Raw genomic sequence first — 24118 nt, forward strand, 5'->3', positions numbered from 1 at the left:
GCCCCAGACTCAGGCGGGGCGCGCCACATCTTGCCGTTGCGAATTTTGGATTCGCCAGCCAGGTCAGCCGATGCAAAATCGTTTCCTGCCCTATCTCCTGACCTTGCCCAGCCTGTTCCTGGCGGCGGTCGTCATCTTCTGGCCGGTCTGGGACCTGATCCAGATTTCGACGCATGACGTCAACCGCTTCGGCCAGTTGCGCGAGTTCAGTGGGCTCACCAATTTCGCGACACTCGCAGCCGATCCCGACTTCGTCGCTGCACTCTGGCGCACCGGCCTGTGGACCGTGCTGGTGGTCGGCGGCGCGCTGCTGCTGTCGGTGCCGGTGGCGATGATCCTCAACACCGATTTCTATGGCCGCGGCATCGCCCGCGTCATCATCATGCTGCCCTGGGCGGTGTCGCTGACCATGACGGCGGTGGTCTGGCGCTGGGCACTCAGCGGCGAAAGCGGCATGCTGAATTCGGCGCTGCTCGGGCTTGGCCTGATTGATCACAACATCCAGTGGCTGGCCAGCGCCGAGACTGCGTTCCCGATGCAGGTGCTGATCGGCATATTGGTGACGGTGCCGTTCACGACAACGATCTTCCTCGGCGGCCTGTCGTCGATCCCCGACGATCTCTACGAGGCGGCGGCGCTCGAAGGGGCGACGCCGCTGCAGCAGTTCCGCGAGATCACCTTTCCGCTCTTAAAACCGTTCATCAACATCGCCATCGTGCTCAACACCATTTACGTCTTCAATTCGTTCCCGATCATCTGGGTGATGACGCAGGGCGGCCCGGCCAACTCGACCGACATATTGGTCACCCACCTCTACAAGCTCGCTTTCCGCATCGGCAAACTCGGCGAAGCCTCCGCGGTGTCCTTGGTGATGTTCGCCATATTGCTGGTCTTCACCATGATCTATGTGCGGTTGGCGATGCGGGAGCAGCGCGCATGACCAGCAAGCTCAAGCGCACCGTCATCGCCTGGCTGCTTTTGGCGCCGCTGATCGTGGTGACGCTCTTTCCCTTCGCGGTGATGTTCCTGACCGCGGTCAAACCACGGCAGGAGGTGCTGTCGCCGACATGGTGGCCGAGCGAGTTCCGCTGGTCCAACTTCTCCGACATGTGGGTGGCGACGGGCTTCGGCCAGGCGCTGGCCAATTCGCTTTATGTCTCGGTCATCGCCACGGTCGGCGCCATCCTCATCTCCGTTCCCGCTGCCTACGCCATGTCGCGCTTTCGCTTTGCCGGCTATGGCGCCTTCCGCCAGTTCCTGCTGATCTCGCAGATGATCTCGCCGATCGTCTTGGTGCTCGGCCTGTTCCGGCTGATGGCCGCCTGGGGGCTGGTCGAATCGACCACGGCGCTCGGCTTCATCTACATGGCCTTCAACGTCGCCTTCACCGTGTGGATGCTGCAGAGCTATTTCGACACCATTCCGCGCGATCTCGAGGAAGCCGCCTGGATGGAGGGCGCCGGCCGCTGGCTGACGCTGCGCAAAGTGTTCCTGCCACTCTGCCTGCCGGCGATCGCGGTGACGGCGATCTTCACCTTCATCAACGCCTGGAACGAATTCGTCGTGGCGCTGACCATGCTGCGCAGCCAGGAAAGCTACACGCTGCCGATCCAGGTCTTTTCCCTGGTCGCCGGCCGCTACACGATCGAGTGGCATCACGTCATGGCGGCGACGCTGCTGGCGACCTTGCCGGTGGCGATCCTGTTCATCTGGCTGCAGCGCTACCTGGTCCGAGGCCTGGCGCTCGGGGCCGTCAAATAGACTTAGCATTCCACGGAGCTTGTATGCGCATCTTCACCGCCTCGCTGGCGACGGAAACCAACACCTTCTCGCCGGTGCCGACCGACCGGGCCTCGTTCGAGATGGCGTTCTATGCCGGGCCGGGCAAGCATCCGGACACGCCGACGCTGTGCTCCTCGCCGATCGTCGCCTTGCGGCGGCGTGCGGCGAAAGAAAGCCTGACCGTGATCGAAGGCACCGCCACATGGGCCGAGCCCGGCGGTCTGGTGCAGCGCCAGACCTTCGAGGCGCTGCGCGACGAGATTCTCGGCCAGCTCGAGGCGGCGCTGCCGGTCGATGCGGTTATCCTCGGCTTGCATGGTGCCATGGTGGCGCAAGGCTATGACGATTGCGAGGGCGATCTGCTGGAACGTGTGCGGGCAATCGTCGGACCGGATGTGGTGGTCGCTTCCGAGTTCGACCCGCACAGCCATCTGACGCCAAAGCGCGTGGCGGCGTCCGATATCATGGCCTACTTCCTTGAATTCCCGCACACTGATTTCTACGAACGCGGCGAGCATGTCGTCGAGCTGGGGCTGGCCGCCGCGCGCGGTGAGATCAAACCTGTCATCTCGACCTTCGACTGCCGCATGATCCAGGTGCTGCCGACCAGCCGCGAGCCGATGCGCTCCTTCGTCGACCGCATCAAAGCGCTGCACGGCAAGGACGGCGTGCTGTCGGTCTCCGTCGTCCACGGCTTCATGGCCGCCGACGTGCCGGAAATGGGCACGCGCATCCTTGTCGTCACCGACAATGACAAGGCCAAGGGTGACGCGCTGGCGGAGCGGCTGGGACGCGAGCTCTATGCCTTGCGCGAAAAGACGGCGATGACGATGCTGAGCACCGAGGACGGCATAGATCGCGCCTTGGCTGTTCGCGCCGAAAATCCGGGCAAGCCGGTGGTGCTAGCCGACATCTGGGACAATCCCGGCGGCGGCGTTGCCGGCGACGGTACGGTCGTGCTGCGCGCCATGCTGGAACGTGGCCTGAACAATGTCGGCGTGGCGACGATCTGGGATCCGATCGCCGTGACCTTCTGTCAGGCGGCGGGCGAGGGAGCCGTCATCGATCTGCGCTTTGGCGGTAAAGCCGGGCCATTGGCTGGCGAGCCGATCGACGCGCGCGTCAAGGTGCTGAAGGCCGTCGTCGAGGGCTGGCAGAGTTTCGGGCCGAGCCGGGTGACGCTCGGGCCGACCGCACTCATCCGGATCGAAGGCACCGAGGTCGACATCATCCTCAACACCAACCGTACGCAGACCTTCGAGCCGGACATTTTCTCCAATATCGGCGTCGATCCGATGAGCAAGGATATCTTGCTGATCAAATCGACCAACCATTTTTATGCCGGCTTCGAACCGATCGCGGCGGAAATCATCTATGTCTCCGCGCCGAGTTCGTATCCTAGTAATCCGGCGGTGACGGACTACAGGAAGCTGACGCGGCCGGTGTGGCCAAGGGTGGCGGATCCGTGGAAGGTGTAGGGTTCTTCCTTCTCCCCTTGTGGGAGAAGGTGGCCTCGCGAAGCGAGGTCGGATGAGGGGTGTTCCAGCTTGGCGCCATCGCTCGCAAAGCCATGACTGCTTTCCTCGCCAACGCCTCACTCCGCTGGAACACCCCTCATCCGTCTCGCCGCTGCGCGCCGATCCACCTTCTCCCACAGGGGGAGAAGGGAAAGGCTGGCGCTACACCAGCCCGCGCTTCACCATCATTGCTTCCGGCGACGGCATCTTGCCGCGAAATGCGGTGTAGAGCTCTTCCGGGTCCTTCGAGCCGCCGGCGGCGTAGATGTTCTTCCTCAGCCGTTCGGCCAGTGCCGGGTTGAAGGGATCGCCGGTCTCCTCGAAGGCGGCGAAGGCATCCGCGTCCAGCACTTCCGACCACATGTAGGAATAGTAGCCGGCCGAATAGCCGTCGCCCGAGAAGACATGGCCGAAATGCGGGGTGCGGTGGCGCATCGCGATGGTGTCGGGCATGTCGAGCTTATCGAGCGTTTCGGCTTCGAAACGAAGCGGTTCCTGTGGGGCATCGGGCCGGGCGTGATAGGCCATGTCCATCAAGGCGGAAGACGTGAATTCGACCGTGGCGAAGCCGGCGCCGAAGGTGCGCGTGGCCAGCATCTTGTCGAGCAGCGCCTTTGGCATCGGCTTGCCGGTCTTGACATGCAGCGCATGTTTTTCCAGCACAGCCGGGACGGTTAGCCAGTGTTCGTAGAGCTGCGAGGGCAGTTCGACGAAATCGCGGCTGACCGAAGTCCCGGACACTGACGGCCAGGTGACGTCGGTCAGCATGCCGTGCAGCGCATGGCCGAATTCGTGGAACAGCGTCTTCGCCTCGTCGACCGACAGCAGTGCCGGCTCGCCGGCCGGCGGCTTGGCGAAGTTCATGATGTTGTAGATCACCGGCTTCGAGCCGTGGCCAAGCTTATAACCGGACTTCAGCGCGCTCATCCAGGCGCCGGAACGCTTCGAGGGCCGCGCGAAATAATCGGCGAGGAACAGGCCGCGCTCGCTGCCATCGGCGTTTTTCACCACGAAGACACGCGCGTCGGGGTGCCAGGCGACGATGCCCTTCTTCTCCTCGAAGGTGATGCCGAAGAGTTTTGTCGCGACATCGAAGCAGGCGTCGATGACGCGGTCGAGCTGCAGATAGGGTTTCAGCTCCGCCTCGTCGAAAGCGAATTTTTCCGCGCGCAGCTTTTCCTGGTAGAAGCGCCAGTCCCAGGCGGCGAATTTTTCGTTGCTGCCGGCCTCCGTTGCCAGCCGCTCCAACTCCTTCTGGTCGGCTGCGGCCTTCTCCAGCGCTTTTTCCCAGACCGGATCGAGCAGGTCGTGCACCGCCTTCGGCGTCTTCGCCATGGTGTCGTCGAGCTTCAGCGCGGCGAAGGAGGCGTAGCCGAGCAGCTTGGCCTTTTCGGCGCGCAGTTTCAGCATGTCGCGCACGACTGACGTGTTGTCGGAAGCGCCGCCATTCTGGCCGCGCATGGTGAAGGCTTTGAAGGCGATCTCTCGCAGGTCGCGGCGTTCAGAGAAGGTCGAGAACGGCTCGTAGATCGAGCGCGACAAAGTGACGGCGTAGCGCCCCTTCTGGCCGCGCATCTCGGCGGCCTCGGCCATCGAACTTTTCAGGAAATCCGGTAGGCCGGCAAGGTCTGATACGTCGAGGAACAGCGCCCAGTCGCGCTCGTCGGCCAGCACATTCTGGCCGAAAGTCGTGCCGAGCGAGGACAGTTCCTCATTGATCTTGGCCAGCCGCTTCTTGCCCTCGGCATCGAGCTTGGCGCCGGAGCGGACGAAACCTTTCCAGGTCTTCTCCAGCACCCGCAAGGTCTCGGCGTCGAGGCCAAGGCTCTCGCGGCGCTGGTAGAGGTCGTCGATGCGGGCAAAGAGTTTCTCGTTCATCGAGATTGCCGAGAAGTGTCTCGATATCTTTGGCGAAATGTCGCGCTCCAGCGCCTGGATCGCGTCGTTGGTGTAGGCGCCGGCCCGACACCAGAAGATCGACGAGACATGATCGAGCGCTTCGCCGCCGAGTTCCAGCGCCTCAAGCGTGTTCTCGATGGTCGCTGCATCCTTGTTGCCGGCGATCGCCTCGATCTCGACCTCATGCGCTTTCAGCGCTGCGTCGAAGACCGGGGAGAAATCGTCGTCGCCGATATGGGCAAAGTCGGGCAGGCCGAGCGGCCCCTGCCACGTGGTCAGCGGATGAGCGGCGAGGTTGACGGCTTTCGGAGAGGGCATGGAGGGTCTTTCGCTGGGCATCAAGGAGGGATGTCACCGATGTAGGGCGCAGGCCGCAGGCCCGCAATATGGCAGTTGGCCGATACGCCTCAATAGGCTTCGCAGTTTTCGGCGATGGCCGCTTGCGAGCTGGCGGTGATGCGGTTGTCGGTCACCGCGAAGGTTTCCTGCATCAGCATGTCATTGTCGGGGAAGTCGTAGCAGGCGATCACCGTGGTGACGCCGCCCTCGCTCTTCTCGATGCGGTGCCGGATCGCGGCGCCTGCAACCGCGCCTTTCCATTCATCGAGCGAGGCGATGAATTCCTGCTTGCTCTGGACGATGCCGAGGTCATCGAGCTTGATGCGGACGTCGTCGGCAAGCAGGTCGGCGAGTTCGGTGCGGTCGGCGACCAGCAGCGCCGAATACCAGCGGCTGATGACGGCGCCATCATCGGCGCGGGCGGCAACAATCGCGATCAGCAGGGCGGCCGCCGTGAAAACGACCGAGCGGACGTTCATCACATGGCGCGCCTTACAGTTCATTCCAGCACCGGCCGCTCGAAATCGCCGGTCTCCTTGTTCATCACCCAGAGTTCGCCGGTCGAAATGTCGAACCAGGCTCCATGCAGCGACAGCCGCCCCTTGCCCTCGAGGATGGAGACGCAGGGGAAGGTCCTGAGGTTGGCGATGGAATAGCGGATCGAGATGCGCTCGAGTGCTGTCTGGCGCTCCGTTGCTGTCATGAAGGTGCTGGAAGAGACCGTTTCGGCAGCCGGAGCGATCAGGCTCATCCATTTGCCGATGAAGTCGCCGGGGGACAGCGGCGCGGCATTGGGGTCGAGCGCGGCGCGAATGCCGCCGCAGCGGCCGTGGCCCATGACGACGATGTTCTTGACCTTCAGGCTCTGTACCGCGAATTCGAGCGCCGCCGAGGTCGAATGGAACTCGCCATCCGGCTCGTAGGGCGGCACCAGATTGCCGACATTGCGCAGCACAAAGAGTTCACCTGGCCCGGCGTCGAAGATCGCTTCGGGGGCCGAGCGGGAGTCGCAACAGGCGACGATCATCGTCTCCGGGGCCTGCCCCTCGCGGGCGAGCTCGCGATAGCGGCCGCTCTCGGTGAGGTAGCGGCCATTCATGAAATTGCGGTAGCCGGCGAGGAGATGGTCGGGGAGATGAGGCATGGGCGGCTAAGGCCTTTCCGGGGTTGGAGGCGGCAGCTCTTTGCGGTCGAGAAGGCTCTAACGGTAAAAGCCTGTCGCGAGCAATGCAGAATTGTGGGGGCTAGCTATAAATGCCATGCGCATAAGCGGGACGTCCGCCAATATTGTCATGCCCAGATGGCGACCGGTATGCCAAAACCGTCAGTGAGCGGCGGATCCGGAAACGGCCTGGCCTTGCCGCTGGCGATTCGGCCGGCGATCAGCATCATGACGGCCGCATCGAGGAAATCGTCGGCGGCCGCGCCGCGGGGCGGGGGCTGGTCGAGGAAGTCCATGACATAGCCGTGCCGGCACAGCAGCGTCTTGCGCTCCGCCATGCCGGCCGGATTGACGGCGCCCTTGATCTTTTTCGGCAACTGCATCGCCTGATCGCCATTCAGGCGGCAGAAGGCGACTTCCGGATGCGATTCGAAGATTCGGCCGCGCAGATCGGGCCGCGCGATCAGCAAGGCGTCGATTTCGCGGATTTTCGAAAAGATGCCGAAGGCCTGGATCGAAACGCCGCGCGGCGGGTCGGATGTGGCCCTGGCCACCTCGCTTGCCCTGCGATGCGCGGCATACCAGGCTTCGACCGTGGTGAAGTCATCGGTATCGGCATAAAGCGCGGCGCGCGACGGGATCGAAAAGACGCTGGACTGGCGCGCCCCGAGCAGCGGCCTGACCAGCGCTTCCGGTCCGCGTCCGCCTTTGCTGGAAAATTCGGGCAGGCCGATTGGCATGTCGACGGCGACAACCGCATCGTCCGGTACTGCCGAAACCAGTGCCGCGAAACTGGCGAAGATTTCGACCGAGGGTGTCGAACCGGGGTTGCGCCGCACCGCGATCCAGCCGGCCTTGCAGCCGTCGGCGCCGACAAGCGCGACCTCAGAGATCACGCCCGGCGGTCCCGCCCCGGATGTGTGAGGTGGCGCAGCTGCACCATGGCCATCGGGTGCGACAGGCTCTGTGCGTCGGTTTCGAGCTGCAGTTCGTCGCCGCCGCGTTTGGCCGTGCGCGCCAGGATTTCGTAGACCGCCGCCGTGGTCGACTGCAGCGCCTTGATTGGCGGCTGGCCGGAGAGGATGCGGGCGAGGTAGACGGCCGCCGTCAGGTCGCCCAGGCCGTTCGGCGGCTTGTCGATCAGCCGGTGCTCGGCGAGCAGCGCCTGGGTGCCGTCGAGCAGCAGGTTGCCGGTGCCGCCGGTCATCATCGACTGTGCCGAGGTGACCAGCATCGTCGACGGCCCGGCATGAAGTGCTGCCGAAATCACCGATTTCAGGTCGGGCAGCGGCGCGCCGGCCATCCATTCCAGCTCGTAGCGGTTGGGCGTGGCGATGTCGGCGATCGGCATCAGCCGGTCGCGCATGGCGGCGGCGGTGGGCTCGGGCACATAGAGACCGCCGGAATCGCCCATGACCGGATCGCAGATGTAGACGGCGTCCGGCGTCCTGGCCTTGACCGTGGCGACCAGCGAAGCGACGGCCTCGGCCTGGCCGGCTTCGCCGAGATAGCCCGACAGCACGGCGCCGACCTCGCCCAGCCATGGCGCGCGCTCGAGATCGGCCATCAGCGCCTTGAACTGGTCGAGTGGCGGCACGATGCGCGTCGCCCGCCCATGGCCGGGATGCCAGGGCAGGATGACCGTGGGTACGGCCCAGACCGGAAAGCCCAGCGTCTCCAGGGCGAAGACGGCGGCACGGTTGCCGACCGAGCCACGGGCGACATGGCTGGAAATGACGATGACCGCACGCGGCGCGTCGGGTTTTTCGGCGCTCATTGTTTTTTGATTCCTAGCTGCCCCGGGTGAGGAAAAGCACAAGCCAGACCATCAGGCCCAGCGCCAGAAGCAGGCCTAGTATCCTGCCAATGCGCGTTCCCCAGACTTCGATCGGATCCGCGCGGTCGGCGTCGGCGGCGGCGACATGGTCGCGCACGCCTTTCGTCGTCCGTGCCACGAAGGAGGTGCCGGCCGGATCGGTCTCTTGCGCGACGCGCTCGAGGATGCGGCGTGATTCCCTGTCGCTGTCCTGGCGCCCTGCCATGGATGATGTCCCGTTTTGACCGGACCTTATCGCGTTCGTGCGGCCAATCACAGGGCCTTGCGCGGCGCGGGGCGTTCCGGGCCGGCGGTTGCCGCCCGTGGCCGTTTTCTTGCGCGCTGATTGTGGTAATGCTTCGCATGCAACTTCTACCGAGGGACCCCATCATGCTTGCCCAGCGCCTTGCTCGACCATCACTCCGCACGCTGCCCGCCTTCCTGATGATGGCAATCGTGCTGCCGTTGCTTGCCGGCTGCGGCTACAACACGATCCCGACGGCGGAGGAAAACGCCAAGGCGGCCTGGAGCGAGGTGCTGAACCAGTATCAGCGCCGCGCCGACCTCATCCCCAATCTGGTCGAGACGGTCAAAGGCTATGCTTCGCATGAAAAGGACACGCTCGACGCGGTGGTCGAGGCGCGCGCCAAGGCGACGCAGATCACGGTGACGCCGGAAACGCTGAAGGATCCCGAAGCCCTCAAGAAGTTCCAGGATGCCCAGGCCGGGCTGACCAGTGCGCTGTCGCGGCTGATCGCGGTATCGGAGGCCTACCCCGACCTCAAGGCCAACCAGAACTTTCTCGCGCTGCAGGCCCAGCTCGAGGGCACCGAGAACCGCATCGCGGTGGCGCGGCGAGACTACATCCAGGCTGTCAGGGATTATAATCTGACGTTGAAGACGTTCCCGTCCGTGCTGTGGGCGACCTTCTGGTTCCGCAGCAACGAACCCTTCGCCAATTTCACCGTCGACGAAGACAAGATGCAGCCGCCGAAGGTCGATTTCGGCACGAAGCAGGGCGGGTAATTTCGCGAAATCGGCTGAGTGTCTCTTTGCCACAAGACGGACCGCTGGCGTGCAAACACCCCCCTCTGTCCTGCCGGACATCTCCCCCTCAAGGGGGGAGATTGGCAGTTTCGAACGCGTCGCTCATCCTTCTGCGTCGGTGATTGGCGAAGGCCGGCGTGACGTCCAATCTCCCCCCTTGAGGGGGAGATGTCCGGCAGGACAGAGAGGGGGGCCTCGCGCTTACCTCACCCTTCTTTGCCTTCTTGCCGGCCTCCTTTTCCTCCCCCTAGCCGCCATCGCCGCCGACCTTCCCGCCCTCACCGGCCGTGTCGTCGACAATGCCGGCATCATCGATGCCGGGACCAGGGCGGCGCTGACGCAAAAGCTTGCCGCCTTTGAGACCAAGGGTTCCGACCAGATCGTCGTCGCGACCATCCCCAGCCTCGGCGGCGAGGAGATCGAACCCTACGCCAACCGGCTGTTCCGTTTCTGGAAGCTTGGCCAGGCCAAGGAGAACAATGGCGTGTTGCTGCTGGTCGTGCCGAACGACCACAAGATGCGCATCGAGGTCGGCTATGGTCTGGAAGGCACGCTGACCGACCTGCACACCAAGCTGATCATCGAAAACGACATGGTGCCGGCCTTCCGCGCCGGCGATTTCTCCGGCGGCATCTCGAAGGCCGTCGACGACATGGTCATGGTGCTGGAAGGCAATCCTGAGGAATTGGTGGCGCGCGGCGAGCGCAACCAGAAAGCACCGTTCAATACCGATAATCTGTTCTTCGCGGTGTTCATCGGCATCTGGGCGGTCATCTTCTTCGGCGGCATCGCGGCCTCCATCCTGCCGCCGATCTTCGGCCAGAAGCTCGGCCCAGGGCGCTATCGCTGGCTCGGCATGACCTTCGAGCCTGGCCGGCGCTCCTCTAGTGGCGGCTGGTCCTCGGGCAGTTCCGGCGGTGGCTGGTCTTCAGGTGGCGGCGGTGGTGGCTTTTCCGGCGGCGGCGGTTCGTCCGGCGGTGGCGGCTCCTCGGGAAGCTGGTGACGGCATGACGACACGCACCATCAACCCTTCGAGGCCCGGCCATTTTAACCCGGTGATCCATGCTGTCTTGTCGGCGCTGGCGCTGCTTTTGTCCTGCTTCGCGGTTTTCGCCGCCGAGTTGCCGGCACTGACCGGCCGTGTCGTCGACAATGCCGGCATCATCGATGCCGGGACCAAGGCTGCGCTGACGCAAAAACTCGCGGATTTCGAGAAAAAGGGCTCCGACCAGATCGTCGTCGCGACGATCCCCAGCCTCGACGGCGAGGAGATTGAACCCTACGCCAACCGGCTGTTCCGCTTCTGGAAGCTCGGCCAGGCGGGTGAGAACAACGGCGTGCTTTTGCTGGTGGCCAAGAACGACCGCAAGATGCGCATTGAGGTCGGCTATGGGCTGGAAGGCACGCTGACCGACCTGCACACCAAGCTGATCATCGAAAACGACATGGTGCCGGCGTTCCGCGCAGGCGATTTCTCCGGCGGCATCTCCAAGGCCGTCGACGATATGGTGATGGTGCTGGACGGCAATCCGGAGGAGCTCGAAGCGCGCGGCAAGCGCAATCCCGCCGACAACAGCAACCCAGTGGACCCGATTGTCGTGATCTTCCTGATCCTGTGGGCGACGATGTTCTTCGGTGGCCTGGCGATGGCGTTCCTGCCGCCGATGTTCGGCACAAAACTGTCACCGGGCGTATACAAATGGCTGGGCATGACGTTTCGCTACGGCCGGGGGCCAAGCGGATCGTCGTCGGGTTCCAGCGGCTGGACATCGGGGTCGTCAAGCAGCGGCTGGTCTTCGGGGAGTTCCGGCAGCAGCTGGTCGTCCGGGTCGAGCAGCAGCGGCGGCGGTTTCTCGGGCGGCGGCGGTTCGTCCGGTGGTGGTGGTTCTTCAGGAAGCTGGTGAGACAATGGCAACACGACCGATCAGTCCCGAAGATCACGAACGCATCGCCGATGCGATCCGCGCCGCGGAAACCAAAACCGACGGCGAGATCTACTGCGTCGTCGCGCATGCCAGCAACGGTTATTTCGCCCCCGCCGCCTTGATGGCGACGCTGGGCATGCTGGTCGTCAGCCTCGCCGTCGCCTATGGGCTGGAAGCCTGGTGGCTCACCATCCGCCTGCCGCATTTCGTCATCGCCCAATTGCTGGCGCTGGCCTGCGTGCTGGTCCTGTTGTGGGCGGTTCCCGGCCTGCGCATCCACATGGTGCCACGGCGGCTGCGCTATCAGGCGGCGCACGCCAACGCGGTCAAGCAGTTCCTCGCCCGCAACGTCCACCGCACGACGGCGCGCACCGGCGTGCTGGTCTTCGTCTCGATCGTCGAACGCTATGCCGAGGTGGTCGCCGATTCCGGCATCGACGCCAAGGTCGGCCAGCATGTTTGGGATGGCGTGGTGCGTGACCTCACGGCGCACGCCGGCGACGACCGGCTTGCCGATGGTTTCGTCAAGGCGATCGAGCAGGTGGGGGCGGTGCTGGCCGAGCATTTCCCGGTCACCTCGGGCGACACCAACGAGCTAGACGACCATCTGGTCGAAATCTGAGAGCCTGCTGGTAGACACCATTTTGCCGATCCGGCCTGTTTCCGGACGGCTTTTGCCCGATGTCAGCAATGTCAGGATCGGCTGTGAGAAAGCGGCCGGCGGGCCGCCCGGACTCTTGCAATCGGGCGACGCGGGTTTATGGTTAACAAATCATGAATACGCTGACGATCGACATCCGGAAAGCCGACCCGCGCGATGCAGGCGCCATTGCCGAAGTGCACTTGGAAGCCTGGCGCGGCGCCTATTCCGGCATCATTCCGCATCGTACGCTGACGTCGATGATCAACCGCCGCGGCGCCGACTGGTGGGCGAATGCGATTCGCCGCGCCGCCACCGTTCTAGTCGTCGAAATCGGCGGCACGATCGCCGGCTATGCGACGATCGGCAAGAACCGCGCCCGGGAACTCAAGCAGCAAGGCGAGATCTACGAACTGTACCTGCGCCCGGAATATCAGGGCATCGGTCTTGGCCGGCGGCTGTTTTCGGCAGCCAGGGCGCGTCTGGCCGACCATGGCCTGAAAGGCATGGTGGTGTGGGCGCTGGAAGACAACCAGAACGCGCTGGCCTTCTATGCCGGCGCCGGCGGCCGCGACGTTGCCGAGGGTGTCGAGATCTTCGAGCAGAAAGCGCTGAAGAAGGTCGCCTTCGTCTGGGAATGATTGCCCGGAGATGATCGTGGAAAGCTAGGCCGGTACGCGGTGCGCATCCCCGTGAAATCACGCCGCTGAAACATCTTGTGCTAATGATTGAACGCGTTGGATGCCATCGCGTCTCGACTGACGTGCGCGAGCACCATTCGCCGCATTGCACCATTCTGCGCCGCCCGCTATCTCCTCCCAACCGAGAGAGGGACAAATCCATGCGCATTGAAGCCATAGCCACCGGAAAGAATCCGCCTGAAGACGTCAACGTCATCATCGAAGTGCCGATCGGCGGCGAGCCGATCAAGTATGAGATGGACAAGGAGGCCGGCACGCTGTTCGTCGACCGCTTCCTGCACACCTCGATGCGCTATCCCGGCAATTACGGCTTCGTGCCGCACACGCTGTCGGGCGATGGCGATCCGATCGACGTGCTGGTCTGCAACACGCGCGCCCTTGTGCCGGGCTGCGTCATCAATGTCAGGCCGATCGGCGTGCTGGTGATGGAAGACAATGCCGGCCAGGACGAGAAGGTCATCGCCGTGCCGTCGCCCAAGCTGACGCTGCGCTACGAGAACGTCACCGAATACACGCACCTGCCCGAGATCACCCGCCAGCAGGTGCAGCACTTCTTCGAGCACTACAAGGATCTCGAGCCCGGCAAATGGGTCAAGATCGAAGGCTGGCACGATTCCAAATATGCCAAGAAGATGATCGTCGACGCGATCGAACGGGCGAAGAAGAGCAAATAGTCAGTTATCGACCCGGCCGAAAGCCGGCACGTTGCCGATGACGGTGTGCCGGTCCTTGCCGCAGGTAAAGGTGCGCGCCTTCTCGTCGGCGAGTTTTCGCGCCTGGTCGTTGGCTTGCGGGTTGCCGGTGGCCAGGACAAGGCCGACGGTGCAGCTTTCGCGCGCGTCCATCTGGCCGACCTTGGCGACGAGCAGCACATCCGTTGATTTGTTCTGATCCTCGCCATTGCTGATCGTGCGGCGGTGGATGACCGCGAAGGGCACGGCCTTGTCGCCATTGGTTTCGATGCGCCATTCGACCTTGGCTCCGGACGAATTGAAGCCTGAAAAACTCTCCCAGACGGACGTCATGTCTCCGCCCGGCGGAAAACCGTAGAACAGCGATTCGCGGGCGTCGTCATAGGCGATCAGCACAGGGTAGCCGCGATAGCCCGAACAGGCGAGATCGGCCCAGTCGCCATCGCCCTCATCGGCCTGCGCATAGGTCACGCAATCCTTCTTCGAGTCGAGATCGGTGTAGGCGCTCGATATGTCGCCGGCATGGGCTGCCTGGCAGAGACCGGCGAGGGTAAGCGGGATCAGAACGGCACGCATGGCGGGCACCTCCGGTTCGGGCCGGAGCAGCGTACCGCCAATCGCTATTTCTTCAAGCTCGCTTCGATCAGCAGATCGGCGTTGCGGGCGACCGACTGTGCCGGACCGCCGAGGCCGAACAGCTGGCCGCTGATATAGGCGCCTTCGATGAGGAGCAGCAGTCCGTCGCCCAGCGTGTCGGGGTCCTGCGCCCCCATCGCGGCGGCCATGGCGCGCAGCCTGCGGCGCAGCTCCTGCTTGTTGGCTTCGCTCACCACGCGGGCCGGATGGCTGTGGTCGGGATATTCGACCGCCGCGTTGGTCATGCCGCAGCCGCGATAGTCCGCCACTTGCGTGCGCTTGCCGATGCGGGTCAGGAAAGCCTTGATCTGCGCGCGCGGGTCGCCCGGATGGGCTTTGACCGCCTCGTCGAAACGTTCCCAATATTCACGATCGTATTGCCGAAGATAGGAAGCGGCCAACTCGTCCTTGGAAGGGAAGCTGCGATAGAGGCTGGGCTTGGTGACGCCGGCCCGTTTGACGATCTCGTCGACGCCGATCGCCCTGATACCGCGCCGGTAGAAAAGGTCATACGCCACGTCGAGGATCTTCTTGGCAGCCTTCGGCGGCGCCGATGCATGACCGTCGCTGATGGTTAGTTCAATATTTTTGTCAGTTGGCATCATGGGACTCGATTGACAATGTTACCGATCGGTACGTATACAGGCTCCCATCTTGCAACGTACCGGTAAGTAACATGATAGCTCAATCCCGTCCGTTTGGCCAGCGCTACGCTTTCGTCGTGGTCGGCGTCATCTTTCTCTGCCTGCTGGTTGCGGCCGGGCTTCGTTCCGCACCCTCGGTCATGATGTTGCCGCTGGAAAACAGTTTTGGCTGGCGGCGCGACGTCATCTCGCTGGCCGCCGGCGTTGGCATCCTGCTCTATGGCCTGACCGGCCCGTTCGCCGCCGCGCTGATGGAAAGAATCGGTCTGCGTCGCACGCTGCTTGCCTCGCTGCTGGTCATGTCGGGTTCGACGGCGCTCAGCCTGCTGATGACCAAGCCCTGGCATCTCTTCATCACCTGGGGCGTCTTCTCCGGCATCGGCTCCGGCGCGGTCGCCAGCGTGCTTGGCGCTACCATCGTCAATCGTTGGTTCAAGACCAATCGTGGCCTGGTGATGGGATTGATGTCGGCCTCAAGTGCGTCGGGCATGCTGGTGTTCCTGCCGTTGATAGCCGCTTTGGCGCAATCGGGCGGCTGGCAGCCGGTTGCCGTTGCAGTCGCGGTCGCCACGGCGGCAATGATACCGCTGGTCTGGCTGCTGGTGCCGGAGCGGCCGGCCTCGATCGGCATGGTGCGCTATGGCGCCGAGGCCGATGACGTGCCGCCGACATCGCCCGCCTCGCAAGGTAATTTCCTGGCGCATACGCTCAACACGCTGCGCCGCGCCGCCGGCACACGGGTGTTCTGGTACTTGTTCGCTACCTTCTTCGTCTGCGGGTTCACCACCAACGGGCTGGTCGGCACGCATCTCATCGCCTTTTGCGGCGACATGGGCATCGGCGAGGTGCAGGCCGCCGGCCTGCTGTCGATGATGGGCATCTTCGACCTGATCGGCACGACGCTGTCGGGCTGGCTCACCGACCGTTTCGACCCGCGCAAGCTGCTCGGCGTCTACTATGCCATTCGCGGCCTGTCGCTGATCTACCTGCCCTATTCCGGCTTCTCGGCGACCAGCCTGATCATTTTCGCCGTGCTCTACGGCCTCGACTGGATCGCCACCGTGCCGCCAACGCTGCGGCTCGCCAACGAGGCGTTCGGCGACCGCAGCGGGCCGATCGTGTTCGGCTGGATCGTTGCCGGCCACCAAGTTGGTGCCGCGGCAGCGGCTGCCTTCGGCGGCACCATGCGCGAGCTGCAGGGCAATTACGAGTTGGCCTTCCTGATCGCCGGCATGACGGCCATCGCGGCGGCCTGTATCTCGTTGCTGATCAACACCAGCCGGCCGGCTTTCGATCCGGAACCGCAGGCCGCTTAAGGCGCGCCGATATTCAGGTGATGCCGGCCTGCAAACGGTGATTTCCTGCGCTTCCGGTGCTCACGTACTTTGAGTACGCTCCGCTCCGGTTCTCGGAAACCACCGTTTTCGACTCGGCCTGACCTGAATCTCGACACACCTTCGCTGCCGATTGCAATATCCAAACCTCAAACCGGGTGGCCTGACGACCAAGCCGCCCGGTTTTGTTGCGAGGCTGCCTGGCCTGTTCACTGTTATCAAAACTTCATGGTTCCGAGATGCGGCTGAAACATTGAGGCCGGACCTTGATGGCGACGTTCAAAGCCATCCAGGAGACAGCCATGAACAAGCTTTCGATGACCCGCCGCGCCTTTGTCACCTCCGCGAGCGCTGCCGGTCTCCTCGGCGCCTCGGGCCTCGCCTTGCCCTACTATTCCCGCGCGAGCCAGCGTCCGGCCTTCACCCATGGCGTCCAGTCCGGCGACGTCGATGCCTCCAGCGGCATGGTGTGGACGCGCACGGATCGTCCGGCGCGCGTCATGTTCGAGGTCTCGTCGGCGGAAAGCTTTGCCAATGCGACGCGTCTGGCGCCGCTCGATACCTCGCCTGCCAGCGACTACACGGTGAAGCGGCTGCTCACCGATCTCGCCTCCGATCAGGACATCTTCTATCGCATGGTTGCGGCCGATCTCGCCGACGTCAACGCCGTCTCCGAGCCGATCGTCGGCCGCTTCCGCACAGCGCCGGCCTCGAAGCGCGATGTCAAGTTCGCCTGGTCGGGCGATACCGCCGGCCAGGGCTGGGGCATCGATGAGATCGGCATGAAAACCTACGCCACCATCGCCAAGCACACGCCGGACTTCTTCCTGCATTCGGGCGACACCATCTATGCCGACGGCGCCATGAAGGACGAGGTCGACCTGCCCGGAGGCGGCAAGTGGAAGAACGTCGTGCTCATCGACGGCAAACGCAAGGTTGCCGAGACGCTGGACGAATACCGCGACCAGTGGAAGTACAACATGATGGACAAGAACGTGCTGGAACTCAGCGCCATCTGCCCGACCTTCTACCAGTGGGACGACCACGAAGTGCTCAACAACTGGTCGGACTCGAAGGACCTTGGCAAGGACGACCGCTACAAGGAAAAATCCATCCACGTGCTGGCGGCGCGGGCGGCGCGCGCCTTCCACGAGATGACCACCATCCGTTACGAGCCGGCGGAACCGGGCCGGGTCTACCGCAAGATCTCGCACGGGCCGCTGCTCGACGTCTTCTTCCTCGACATGCGCTCCTATCGCGGCCCGAACGGCCCGAACCTGCAGGAAACCCTCACACCGCAGTCGCGCATGATCGGCGAGGAGCAGTCGAAGTGGCTGAAGCGGGAACTGGCCAACTCCAAGGCGACCTGGAAGATCATCGCCGCCGACATGCCGCTCAGCCTCGTGGTCTGGGACGACGCGGCGAAGAAGGTCGGCTTCGAAGCCGTCAGCAACAACGACAATGGCAAGCCGAAGGGCCGCGAGATGGAATTCGCCGACGTGCTGCGCTTCATCAAGACTGCCGGCGTCACCAACACGGTGTGGCTCACCGCCGACGTGCACTATACGGCCGCGCACTACTACAACCCAGACAAGGCGCAGTTCCAGGATTTCAACCCCTTCTGGGAATTCGTCTCCGGCCCGATCCACGCCGGCACCTTCGGCCCCAACGATCTCGACATGACCTTCGGTCCGGAGCTGAAATTCATCAAGGCGCCGACCGCCGAACAGGGACAGAACCTGCCGCCATCGGCGGGCCTGCAGTTCTTTGGGCTGGTGGATATCAGCGGCGCCAGCGAACAGATGACCGTGCGGCTGATGGATCGCGACGACAACGAACTCTACAAGGTCACTCTCGATCCGGTGCGATCGGCGTAAGCGCTGGCAATCGTCAGTCGGGGTAGCAGACTATCGGAATGTTCGGCCACACCGCGCTGTCGCAGTTGGCAGCGGCTTGGCGCTGCTTGAAGGCGGCGCTGACCGGTCCCGTCACCATCGGGTCAACGCCGTCAGGCGCATCGGCAAAGGCCTGTTCGGCGGTCTGGGTGTCAGACTGCGCAACAGCGCGCGCGCCTTTCTGGGTCGCGGCAGCCGACTGCGCGGCGTTGGCCGCCAGCAGCAAGGCAAAGGCCACCGAAGCGATGAGCGGCCAAAATCGGTTGAGTTTATCGGTCATGACGGTCGAACTGCCCGGGCCCTCAAAAGGTTCCCGCCTTGGTTAACAAAATCATCTCACACGCAGATGCTTAAGATTTGATGAGTATTTGGTGTCGCGCTTCCCCTTTCGCAACTGCGAAAAACCCTGTATGAGCCGCGCAACCGAAAGAGGCAGCGCCTTTGGCCTGCTGCCTGCAACGCTTCCGAGACCCAGAACATGAAACTCCGTAATATCGCGATCATCGCGCACGTCGACCATGGAAAGACCACCCTTGTCGACCAGCTTTTGAAGCAGTCCGGCTCCTTCCGCGACAATCAGCGCGTCGCCGAGCGCGCCATGGATTCCAACGACCTCGAAAAGGAACGCGGCATCACCATCCTGGCCAAGGCGACCTCGGTCGACTGGAAGGATACCCGCATCAACATCGTCGACACCCCCGGCCACGCCGATTTCGGCGGCGAGGTCGAGCGCATCCTTTCGATGGTGGATTCGGCCATCGTGCTGGTCGATGCCGCCGAGGGCCCGATGCCGCAGACCAAATTCGTCGTCGGCAAGGCGCTCAAGGTCGGGCTGAAGCCGATCGTCGTCATCAACAAGATCGATCGCCCGGACGCCCGTCATGTCGAGGTCGTCAACGAGGTGTTCGATCTGTTTGCCGCGCTCGACGCCACCGATGAGCAGCTCGACTTCCCGATCCTCTACGGTTCGGGCCGCGACGGCTGGGTCTCCGAGAATCCGGAAGGCCCGAAGGACCAGCAGCTGGCGCCGCTGTTCGACCTCGTCATCAAGCATGTGCCGGCGCCGACCGTCCATCCCGGCCCGTTCCGCATGATCGGCACCATCCTGGAAGCCAACCCGTTCCTCGGCCGTATCATCACCGGCCGCATCGAATCCGGCACGCTGAAGGCCAACCAGGCGGTCAAGGTGCTGCACCATGACGGCACCCAGATCGAAACCGGCCGCATCTCGAAGATACTGGCTTTCCGTGGCCTCGAGCGCCAACCGATCGAGGAAGCCCAGGCGGGTGACATCGTCGCCATCGCCGGCCTGTCGAAGGGCACCGTCGCCGACACGTTCTGCGATCTGGCGGTGACCGAGGCGCTGCATGCGCAGCCGATCGATCCGCCGACCGTGACCATGTCCTTCCTGGTCAATGACAGCCCGCTCGCCGGCACCGAAGGCGACAAGGTGACCAGTCGTGTCATCCGCGACCGCCTGCTGCGCGAGGCCGAAGGCAATGTCGCGCTGAAGATCGAGGAATCGCCCGACAAGGATTCGTTCTTCGTCTCCGGCCGCGGCGAATTGCAGCTGGCCGTGCTGATCGAGACGATGCGCCGCGAAGGCTTTGAAATCGCCGTGTCGCGTCCGCGCGTCGTTATGCAGAAGGGCGAGAACGGCGAATTGCTGGAGCCGGTCGAGGAAGTCGTCATCGACGTCGACGAGGAACATGCCGGCGTCGTCGTGCAGAAGATGTCGGAGCGCAAGGCCGAGATGGTCGAACTGCGCCCTTCCGGCGGCAACCGCCAGCGCATCGTCTTCCACGCGCCGACGCGCGGCCTGATCGGCTACCAGTCGGAGCTGCTGACCGACACGCGCGGCACCGCCGTGATGAACCGGCTGTTCCATGCCTATGAGCCCTACAAGGGCGAGTTGCCCGGCCGTACCAACGGCGTTTTGATTTCCAACGAGCAGGGCGAATCCGTCGCCTATGCCATGTGGAACCTGGAAGATCGCGGCCCGATGGTCATCGATCCGGGCGTCAAGGTCTATCAGGGCATGATCATCGGCATCCACTCCAGGGACAACGACCTCGAAGTGAACGTGCTGAAGGGCAAGAAGCTGACCAACATCCGCGCCGCCGGCAAGGACGAGGCGGTCAAGCTCACCCCGCCGATCCGCATGACGCTGGAACGCGCGCTGGCCTGGATCCAGGACGACGAACTGGTCGAGGTGACGCCGAAGACCATCCGCCTGCGCAAGCTCTACCTCGATCCGAACGAGCGCAAGCGTTTCGAGAAGTCGGCCAAGGCGGTCGGCGCGGCGTAATTTTTCTTCTGACGATTTCTGAGAGGGCGGAGCATCAAGTGCTCCGCCCTCTTTCGTTCATCCGCCGGCCGCGCGGATGATCGCTTCGTGGTCCGGCTCGCCGGCCAGGGCGACGTGGATTGTTGTTCCCGCGCGGGCCGGCTTGCGCAAGGCTTTGGCGCCGTCCGGATCGACGACCAGCAGGCGCCGCTCCTCCAGCGCCTGGAGCCGCGAGCGCGCAATGCCGAGTTCATTGGCAAGCAGACGGTCGAGCCGGAGTGATGTCGGCATTTCCAACCCAAGCCGGAGTTCCAGAACCGCCGCGCTTTGCCTGGCACCGTCGAGCAACCGCTTGTGCACGGCGACATCGGGAAACTCCTCGACACGCCCCACCTGGTTGCGCAGAGCGACGATGTCGAAGGCATGGCGCCGCGCCAGCCCCGGATCGTTGCTTTCGAGCGCCTGAAGCAGCGCCGGTTCGATGTCGCGGCGGTTGCTGCGTTCGAAAATGCCGAAATTCCAGGAATTGTCGCAGGTGACGCAGCGGTAGATCAGCCAGACGTCAATGCGCTTGCCGTTGGCGTTGACGCGGAATTTGCCGCTGCAGCGATAGGCCTTCACACCGCCGCAGCGATTGCAGTTGATCAGGGGTTGCGGTGCGATTTGAGGCGTGATCGCCCAGTGGATGCGCACAGTAGAAGACATGCCGGTAAGCCCTTCCCATCGGGAAGTTCATCAGGTCGGCACGATCGAGATGCCCCTGCGGGCGCGGCGTGGCGGTAGGCTGCGGAGATTCTTGAAGTCAGGTGTCGCTGGCGGAAAGCGCGCGACAGCGGTTCAGCGGTGCCAAACCGGTCTCGAACCGCCGCCCAGAGGAACACATGAACATAAAACAGGCACCGCGAGTGCGGCGCCATCAGGTGTGTCGGGGGAGTTGACGAGACCGGCGGTTACTGAGGCAAAGTGAAGCTCGAGATTGTTTCGCGGCGGCCCTTCTAGCCGTAGCCAATGAGGACTGCAAGGGTGCCAATGGCTTCAAACGAATGATGGCTTTCCAACGTGTTTGGAGCCGACCGATTGTCGAGACGATGGGGAGGAGCGACGACGCCGGCGATCGGTGCTTGTGACATGTCCAGCGCGAAATTACCGTCGGCTCCAGCCACTTGCGATCACCCTTCTGATGACACTGGTGCCCAAGGGGGGTATGCTCTCTATGTCTTCAATGGTTCGCAAGACCGAATAGTGATCGATCCTTTCCGAGTAACGTCCTGATTCGATTCCGGATCCGTAGAATACAGTGAATATATGGTTCTCTGTATGGTAGTCGTCTTCATCGAAGGTCACTACCAAAAGGCTGTTGTTTTTCTTCGACCAGGCGGCGTAGCCTCCAAGGTGAGTTCTCAACCAAGTGTCAGCCGTCTCTATTGTGCCGTCATGCATGTCATTTTCGAGATTGGGGATCACGAAACTGACGGATGGTAGCTTCTCGTAGTCGCGAGGGAGGTGGGCAAGAGACTTCTCAGATCCCTTCGCGTCGGCAAACGATTCCCACGGATTATGTTTTCGCGGCGATCCGGCTTCGACGTAGCCCGTAAATGTCTTGCCGTGAGCCCGAAGACGAGCGGCCAGGTTCGGCGCAGCAAAGGCGTGCATGCCATCGTCATGGACGTTCTGTGTCAAGCCGCTGAACAGCGCGAAGTAATTGGGCTGGCTGGGATGAGCAACTCCATAGGATCGATCGAACAGCGCGCCGCCTTTTGCCAACTTGTTCAAATAGGGAGCAGCTCGTCTCGCCAGTGAAATCTGCTCAAAGCTGTGGTTCTCCATGATCACGACAACGACGTGATCATATTTCGGCGGCTTCCTCGACGATGCTACGGCTTGGGGCGCTCCGTTTAGCGCCATGCTGGCTACCAGGACAGCCAGAATGGAGAGCCGTCGAACGACCTTGCGCCAACTTTGCACAACCACGAAAACTCCTCCTCCGCCTGCAGGGCAAGATCAACCTGACTGCAAGTCAGGCATGGCAGTCAAGGGCATGGGCCGAATGCGGAGCCGGTCCGGGATCTGCTGCCGCCGACGTTGCAAGCGGTGATGTCGATCGGATATCGTCCGCCCTTCAACCGCTTGGAAGGCAGTGCCATGCACCTCACCTCGCTCCTGATCTTCGCCGCCGCTTTGTTCGTCGCCGCCGGTTCGCCCGGCCCGTCGATCGCCGCACTCGTCGCACGCGTCATCTCGAAGGGTTTTCGCGATGTGTTTCCGTTCCTGCTCGCCATGTGGATCGGCGAGGGCATCTGGCTATCGCTGGCGGTGTTCGGACTGGCTGTGGTGGCGCAGACTTTTCACCTCGCCTTTGTTGTCGTGAAATGGGTGGGCGTCGCCTATCTCGCTTACCTTGCCTGGAAGATGTGGACAGCGCCTGTCGATGCCAAAGAGGGCGAGATGCCGCGCGAGGATTCGGCGATAAAACTGTTCTTCGCCGGCATGGCGGTGACGCTCGGCAATCCCAAGATCATGATGTTCTACCTGGCGCTGCTGCCGACCATCATCGACCTCGCTTCGGTCAGCATCGTCGGCTGGGTCGAACTGACGGCGACCATGGCCGTGGTGCTGATCGCCATCGATCTCGCCTGGGTGCTCGCCGCCTCGCAGGCGCGCAAGCTGTTGAAAAGCAAGCGCGCCATGAAGATCGCCAACCGGATCAGCGCCACGACGATGGCCGGTGCCGCGGCGGCTATCGCGGCGCGATCCTGAGGCGACGTTAGCCCATCATATTGATGATCGGTGCGATCTCGACGTTGCAGTTCGGCATGGCCAGCATCGGACAGCCTTTGGCCTTCTCGGCGGCGTCGTTGATATCTTTGGCCTCGATGATCGAATAGCCGCCGGTCGGGTTGCTGCCGCCGTTGTTTTCTATCTTGCCGCCAGGCAGGACGGTCTTCGACATTCCGACCGGATTGCCTGGGTCGACAACGGCCGAACCGAGCTTTCCAAACCAGCCTGTCCAGGCGTCGGTCATCGCCTTTCGCTCGGCTTCGCTCGTCGGCATCTTGCCGGAGCCATGATAGACATAGAGAAACTTCGCCATGTTCTCCTCCCTTGATGAGCGGCATCGAACCGGCATGCGGTCATGCCGCCTGCCGATCATCGGACCAAACCGGCGGAGAAGCAACGAGAATGCGTTGTCGCTAATGTGCAGCGCGACGGGCCATTCGATGGGATCCGCTATCGCGCCATGGCGTGGTATTCGTCGTTCGGCCGCATGTCGATCGCCGCCGCCACCCGGTTCGACATGTTGAAGAAGGCCGCGGTCGAGGCGATGTCCCAGATGTCGCGGTCGCTGAAGCCTGCTTTGCGAAGCGCCGCCCGGTCGGCCTCGACGATCTTGGCCGGCTCCTCGGTCAGCTTGACGGCGAATTCGAGCATCGCGGCCTGCCTCGGCGAGAGATCGGCGGCGCGGAAATTCATCACCATCATCTCGCCGAGCGCCGGGTCGCCGGACAGCTGGCGCACCGCGGCGCCATGCGCGGTCAGGCAGTAGTAGCAATGGTTGATCGAAGAGACGGCGACCGCGATCATCTCGCGCTCCAGCTTCGACAGGCCTGATTCGCCCAGCATCAGGTCGTTGTACATGTCGGTGAAGGCGCGCAGCTTCTTGTCGTCGAAGGCATAGGCCTGGAGCACGTTGGGAACGAGGCCGAGCTTCTCCTCGCATTTGGCGAAATAGGTTTTCGTCGCCTCGCTCAACTCTCCCGAGGCCAGATCGAGTGCGGTGATTTTGCCGGTCATGGGGCGTTTC

General features: G+C 63.2%; 26 protein-coding genes. 13 read left to right on the top strand and 13 right to left on the bottom strand.

From position 1 onward, the window contains the following. Positions 1-70 precede the first annotated feature (70 nt). Genes JN279_RS06065 through JN279_RS06075 form a run of 3 tightly spaced genes read left to right on the top strand, consistent with a single transcriptional unit; the run spans position 71 to position 3260 of the window. Positions 71-940, top strand: a complete 870-nt coding sequence (locus JN279_RS06065; RefSeq protein WP_202352293.1) for a carbohydrate ABC transporter permease — start codon at positions 71-73, stop codon at positions 938-940. Beyond that, complete coding sequence (locus JN279_RS06070) at positions 937-1761, top strand: carbohydrate ABC transporter permease (RefSeq protein ID WP_202352294.1); 825 nt, start codon at positions 937-939, stop codon at positions 1759-1761. The genes JN279_RS06065 and JN279_RS06070 overlap by 4 nt, the downstream gene beginning before the upstream one ends. Positions 1762-1784: 23 nt before the next feature. After that, positions 1785-3260: a M81 family metallopeptidase gene (locus JN279_RS06075; protein WP_202352295.1), complete on the top strand. Its 1476-nt coding sequence runs from the start codon at positions 1785-1787 to the stop codon at positions 3258-3260. Between the two features lie 201 nt (positions 3261-3461). Here JN279_RS06075 and JN279_RS06080 read toward each other — a convergent pair whose 3' ends face one another. The 6 genes from JN279_RS06080 to JN279_RS06105 form a co-directional block, all read right to left on the bottom strand. Further along, on the bottom strand, positions 3462-5516 hold the full coding sequence (locus JN279_RS06080; protein WP_202352296.1) for a M3 family metallopeptidase: 2055 nt from the start codon (positions 5514-5516) through the stop codon (positions 3462-3464). A gap of 89 nt (positions 5517-5605) precedes the next feature. Then, the gene (locus JN279_RS06085) at positions 5606-6040 is read right to left on the bottom strand and encodes a nuclear transport factor 2 family protein (protein ID WP_202352297.1); all 435 of its coding nucleotides are present in this window, start codon (positions 6038-6040) and stop codon (positions 5606-5608) included. Next, a complete protein-coding gene (locus tag JN279_RS06090) occupies positions 6037-6681 on the bottom strand; it encodes a carbonic anhydrase (protein WP_095204325.1) in 645 nt (214 codons plus the stop codon). The genes JN279_RS06085 and JN279_RS06090 overlap by 4 nt, the downstream gene beginning before the upstream one ends. A 146-nt stretch (positions 6682-6827) precedes the next feature. Next, entirely contained in the window at positions 6828-7595 is a 768-nt protein-coding gene (locus JN279_RS06095) for a DUF429 domain-containing protein (RefSeq protein ID WP_202352298.1), read from the bottom strand. After that, positions 7592-8476: a pyridoxal kinase PdxY gene (gene pdxY / locus JN279_RS06100; protein WP_096451460.1), complete on the bottom strand. Its 885-nt coding sequence runs from the start codon at positions 8474-8476 to the stop codon at positions 7592-7594. Before pdxY ends, JN279_RS06095 begins: the two co-directional genes overlap by 4 nt. 13 nt (positions 8477-8489) lie before the next feature. Beyond that, positions 8490-8741 carry a hypothetical protein gene (locus JN279_RS06105; protein WP_202352299.1) on the bottom strand — a complete coding sequence of 84 codons (252 nt, stop codon included), beginning with the start codon at positions 8739-8741 and terminating at the stop codon, positions 8490-8492. A gap of 164 nt (positions 8742-8905) precedes the next feature. On the opposite strand from JN279_RS06105, the gene JN279_RS06110 reads away from it, so the two are divergent. From JN279_RS06110 to ppa, 6 genes are all read left to right on the top strand, one after another. Further along, positions 8906-9541 (top strand): LemA family protein, encoded by a 636-nt coding sequence (locus JN279_RS06110; RefSeq protein ID WP_202352300.1) that lies wholly within the window; start codon positions 8906-8908, stop codon positions 9539-9541. Positions 9542-9719: 178 nt separating this feature from the next. Beyond that, positions 9720-10565, top strand: coding sequence for a TPM domain-containing protein (locus JN279_RS06115; RefSeq protein ID WP_202352301.1), 846 nt, complete (start codon positions 9720-9722; stop codon positions 10563-10565). Between the two features lie 4 nt (positions 10566-10569). Then, entirely contained in the window at positions 10570-11466 is an 897-nt protein-coding gene (locus JN279_RS06120; RefSeq protein ID WP_202352302.1) for a TPM domain-containing protein, read from the top strand. A 4-nt stretch (positions 11467-11470) separates the two neighbouring features. After that, complete coding sequence (locus JN279_RS06125) at positions 11471-12109, top strand: TPM domain-containing protein (RefSeq protein WP_202352303.1); 639 nt, start codon at positions 11471-11473, stop codon at positions 12107-12109. 152 nt (positions 12110-12261) lie between these two features. After that, a complete protein-coding gene (locus JN279_RS06130; RefSeq protein WP_010912199.1) occupies positions 12262-12768 on the top strand; it encodes a GNAT family N-acetyltransferase in 507 nt (168 codons plus the stop codon). A 200-nt stretch (positions 12769-12968) separates the two neighbouring features. Next, positions 12969-13502 carry an inorganic diphosphatase gene (gene ppa / locus JN279_RS06135; RefSeq protein WP_096451448.1) on the top strand — a complete coding sequence of 178 codons (534 nt, stop codon included), beginning with the start codon at positions 12969-12971 and terminating at the stop codon, positions 13500-13502. On the opposite strand, the gene JN279_RS06140 is transcribed toward ppa, so the two are convergent. Further along, complete coding sequence (locus tag JN279_RS06140) at positions 13503-14096, bottom strand: hypothetical protein (protein ID WP_202352304.1); 594 nt, start codon at positions 14094-14096, stop codon at positions 13503-13505. A 44-nt stretch (positions 14097-14140) separates the two neighbouring features. Further along, the gene (locus tag JN279_RS06145) at positions 14141-14758 is read right to left on the bottom strand and encodes a TetR/AcrR family transcriptional regulator (RefSeq protein WP_202352305.1); all 618 of its coding nucleotides are present in this window, start codon (positions 14756-14758) and stop codon (positions 14141-14143) included. Positions 14759-14832: 74 nt separating this feature from the next. On the opposite strand from JN279_RS06145, the gene JN279_RS06150 reads away from it, so the two are divergent. Next, positions 14833-16116 (top strand): MFS transporter, encoded by a 1284-nt coding sequence (locus JN279_RS06150; protein WP_096451444.1) that lies wholly within the window; start codon positions 14833-14835, stop codon positions 16114-16116. Between the two features lie 320 nt (positions 16117-16436). Beyond that, positions 16437-18011, top strand: a complete 1575-nt coding sequence (locus JN279_RS06155) for an alkaline phosphatase D family protein (RefSeq protein WP_202352306.1) — start codon at positions 16437-16439, stop codon at positions 18009-18011. 13 nt (positions 18012-18024) lie between these two features. Here the strand turns inward: JN279_RS06155 and JN279_RS06160 are convergent, their stop codons facing one another. Next, positions 18025-18309: a hypothetical protein gene (locus JN279_RS06160; protein ID WP_202352307.1), complete on the bottom strand. Its 285-nt coding sequence runs from the start codon at positions 18307-18309 to the stop codon at positions 18025-18027. Between the two features lie 198 nt (positions 18310-18507). Between JN279_RS06160 and typA the strand changes: the two genes are divergently transcribed. After that, the gene (gene typA, locus JN279_RS06165) at positions 18508-20337 is read left to right on the top strand and encodes a translational GTPase TypA (protein WP_095204316.1); all 1830 of its coding nucleotides are present in this window, start codon (positions 18508-18510) and stop codon (positions 20335-20337) included. A 57-nt stretch (positions 20338-20394) separates the two neighbouring features. On the opposite strand, the gene JN279_RS06170 is transcribed toward typA, so the two are convergent. Next, on the bottom strand, positions 20395-21021 hold the full coding sequence (locus tag JN279_RS06170; RefSeq protein WP_202352308.1) for a DUF1062 domain-containing protein: 627 nt from the start codon (positions 21019-21021) through the stop codon (positions 20395-20397). 438 nt (positions 21022-21459) lie between these two features. Then, on the bottom strand, positions 21460-22287 hold the full coding sequence (locus JN279_RS06175) for an alkaline phosphatase family protein (protein WP_244734427.1): 828 nt from the start codon (positions 22285-22287) through the stop codon (positions 21460-21462). Positions 22288-22458: 171 nt separating this feature from the next. Here JN279_RS06175 and JN279_RS06180 point away from each other — a divergent pair, with 171 nt between their 5' ends. Next, a complete protein-coding gene (locus JN279_RS06180) occupies positions 22459-23073 on the top strand; it encodes a LysE family translocator (protein ID WP_096458118.1) in 615 nt (204 codons plus the stop codon). A gap of 7 nt (positions 23074-23080) precedes the next feature. Here the strand turns inward: JN279_RS06180 and JN279_RS06185 are convergent, their stop codons facing one another. Together JN279_RS06185 and JN279_RS06190 are read right to left on the bottom strand one after the other, a co-directional pair. Further along, positions 23081-23407, bottom strand: a complete 327-nt coding sequence (locus JN279_RS06185) for a hypothetical protein (protein ID WP_096451438.1) — start codon at positions 23405-23407, stop codon at positions 23081-23083. Positions 23408-23544: 137 nt separating this feature from the next. Then, positions 23545-24108 carry a peroxidase-related enzyme gene (locus JN279_RS06190; protein ID WP_096451436.1) on the bottom strand — a complete coding sequence of 188 codons (564 nt, stop codon included), beginning with the start codon at positions 24106-24108 and terminating at the stop codon, positions 23545-23547. Positions 24109-24118 lie beyond the last annotated feature (10 nt).

Origin of the sequence: Mesorhizobium sp. 113-1-2 (assembly GCF_016756475.1) — a bacterium.
GTDB lineage: Bacteria > Pseudomonadota > Alphaproteobacteria > Rhizobiales > Rhizobiaceae > Mesorhizobium > Mesorhizobium loti_C.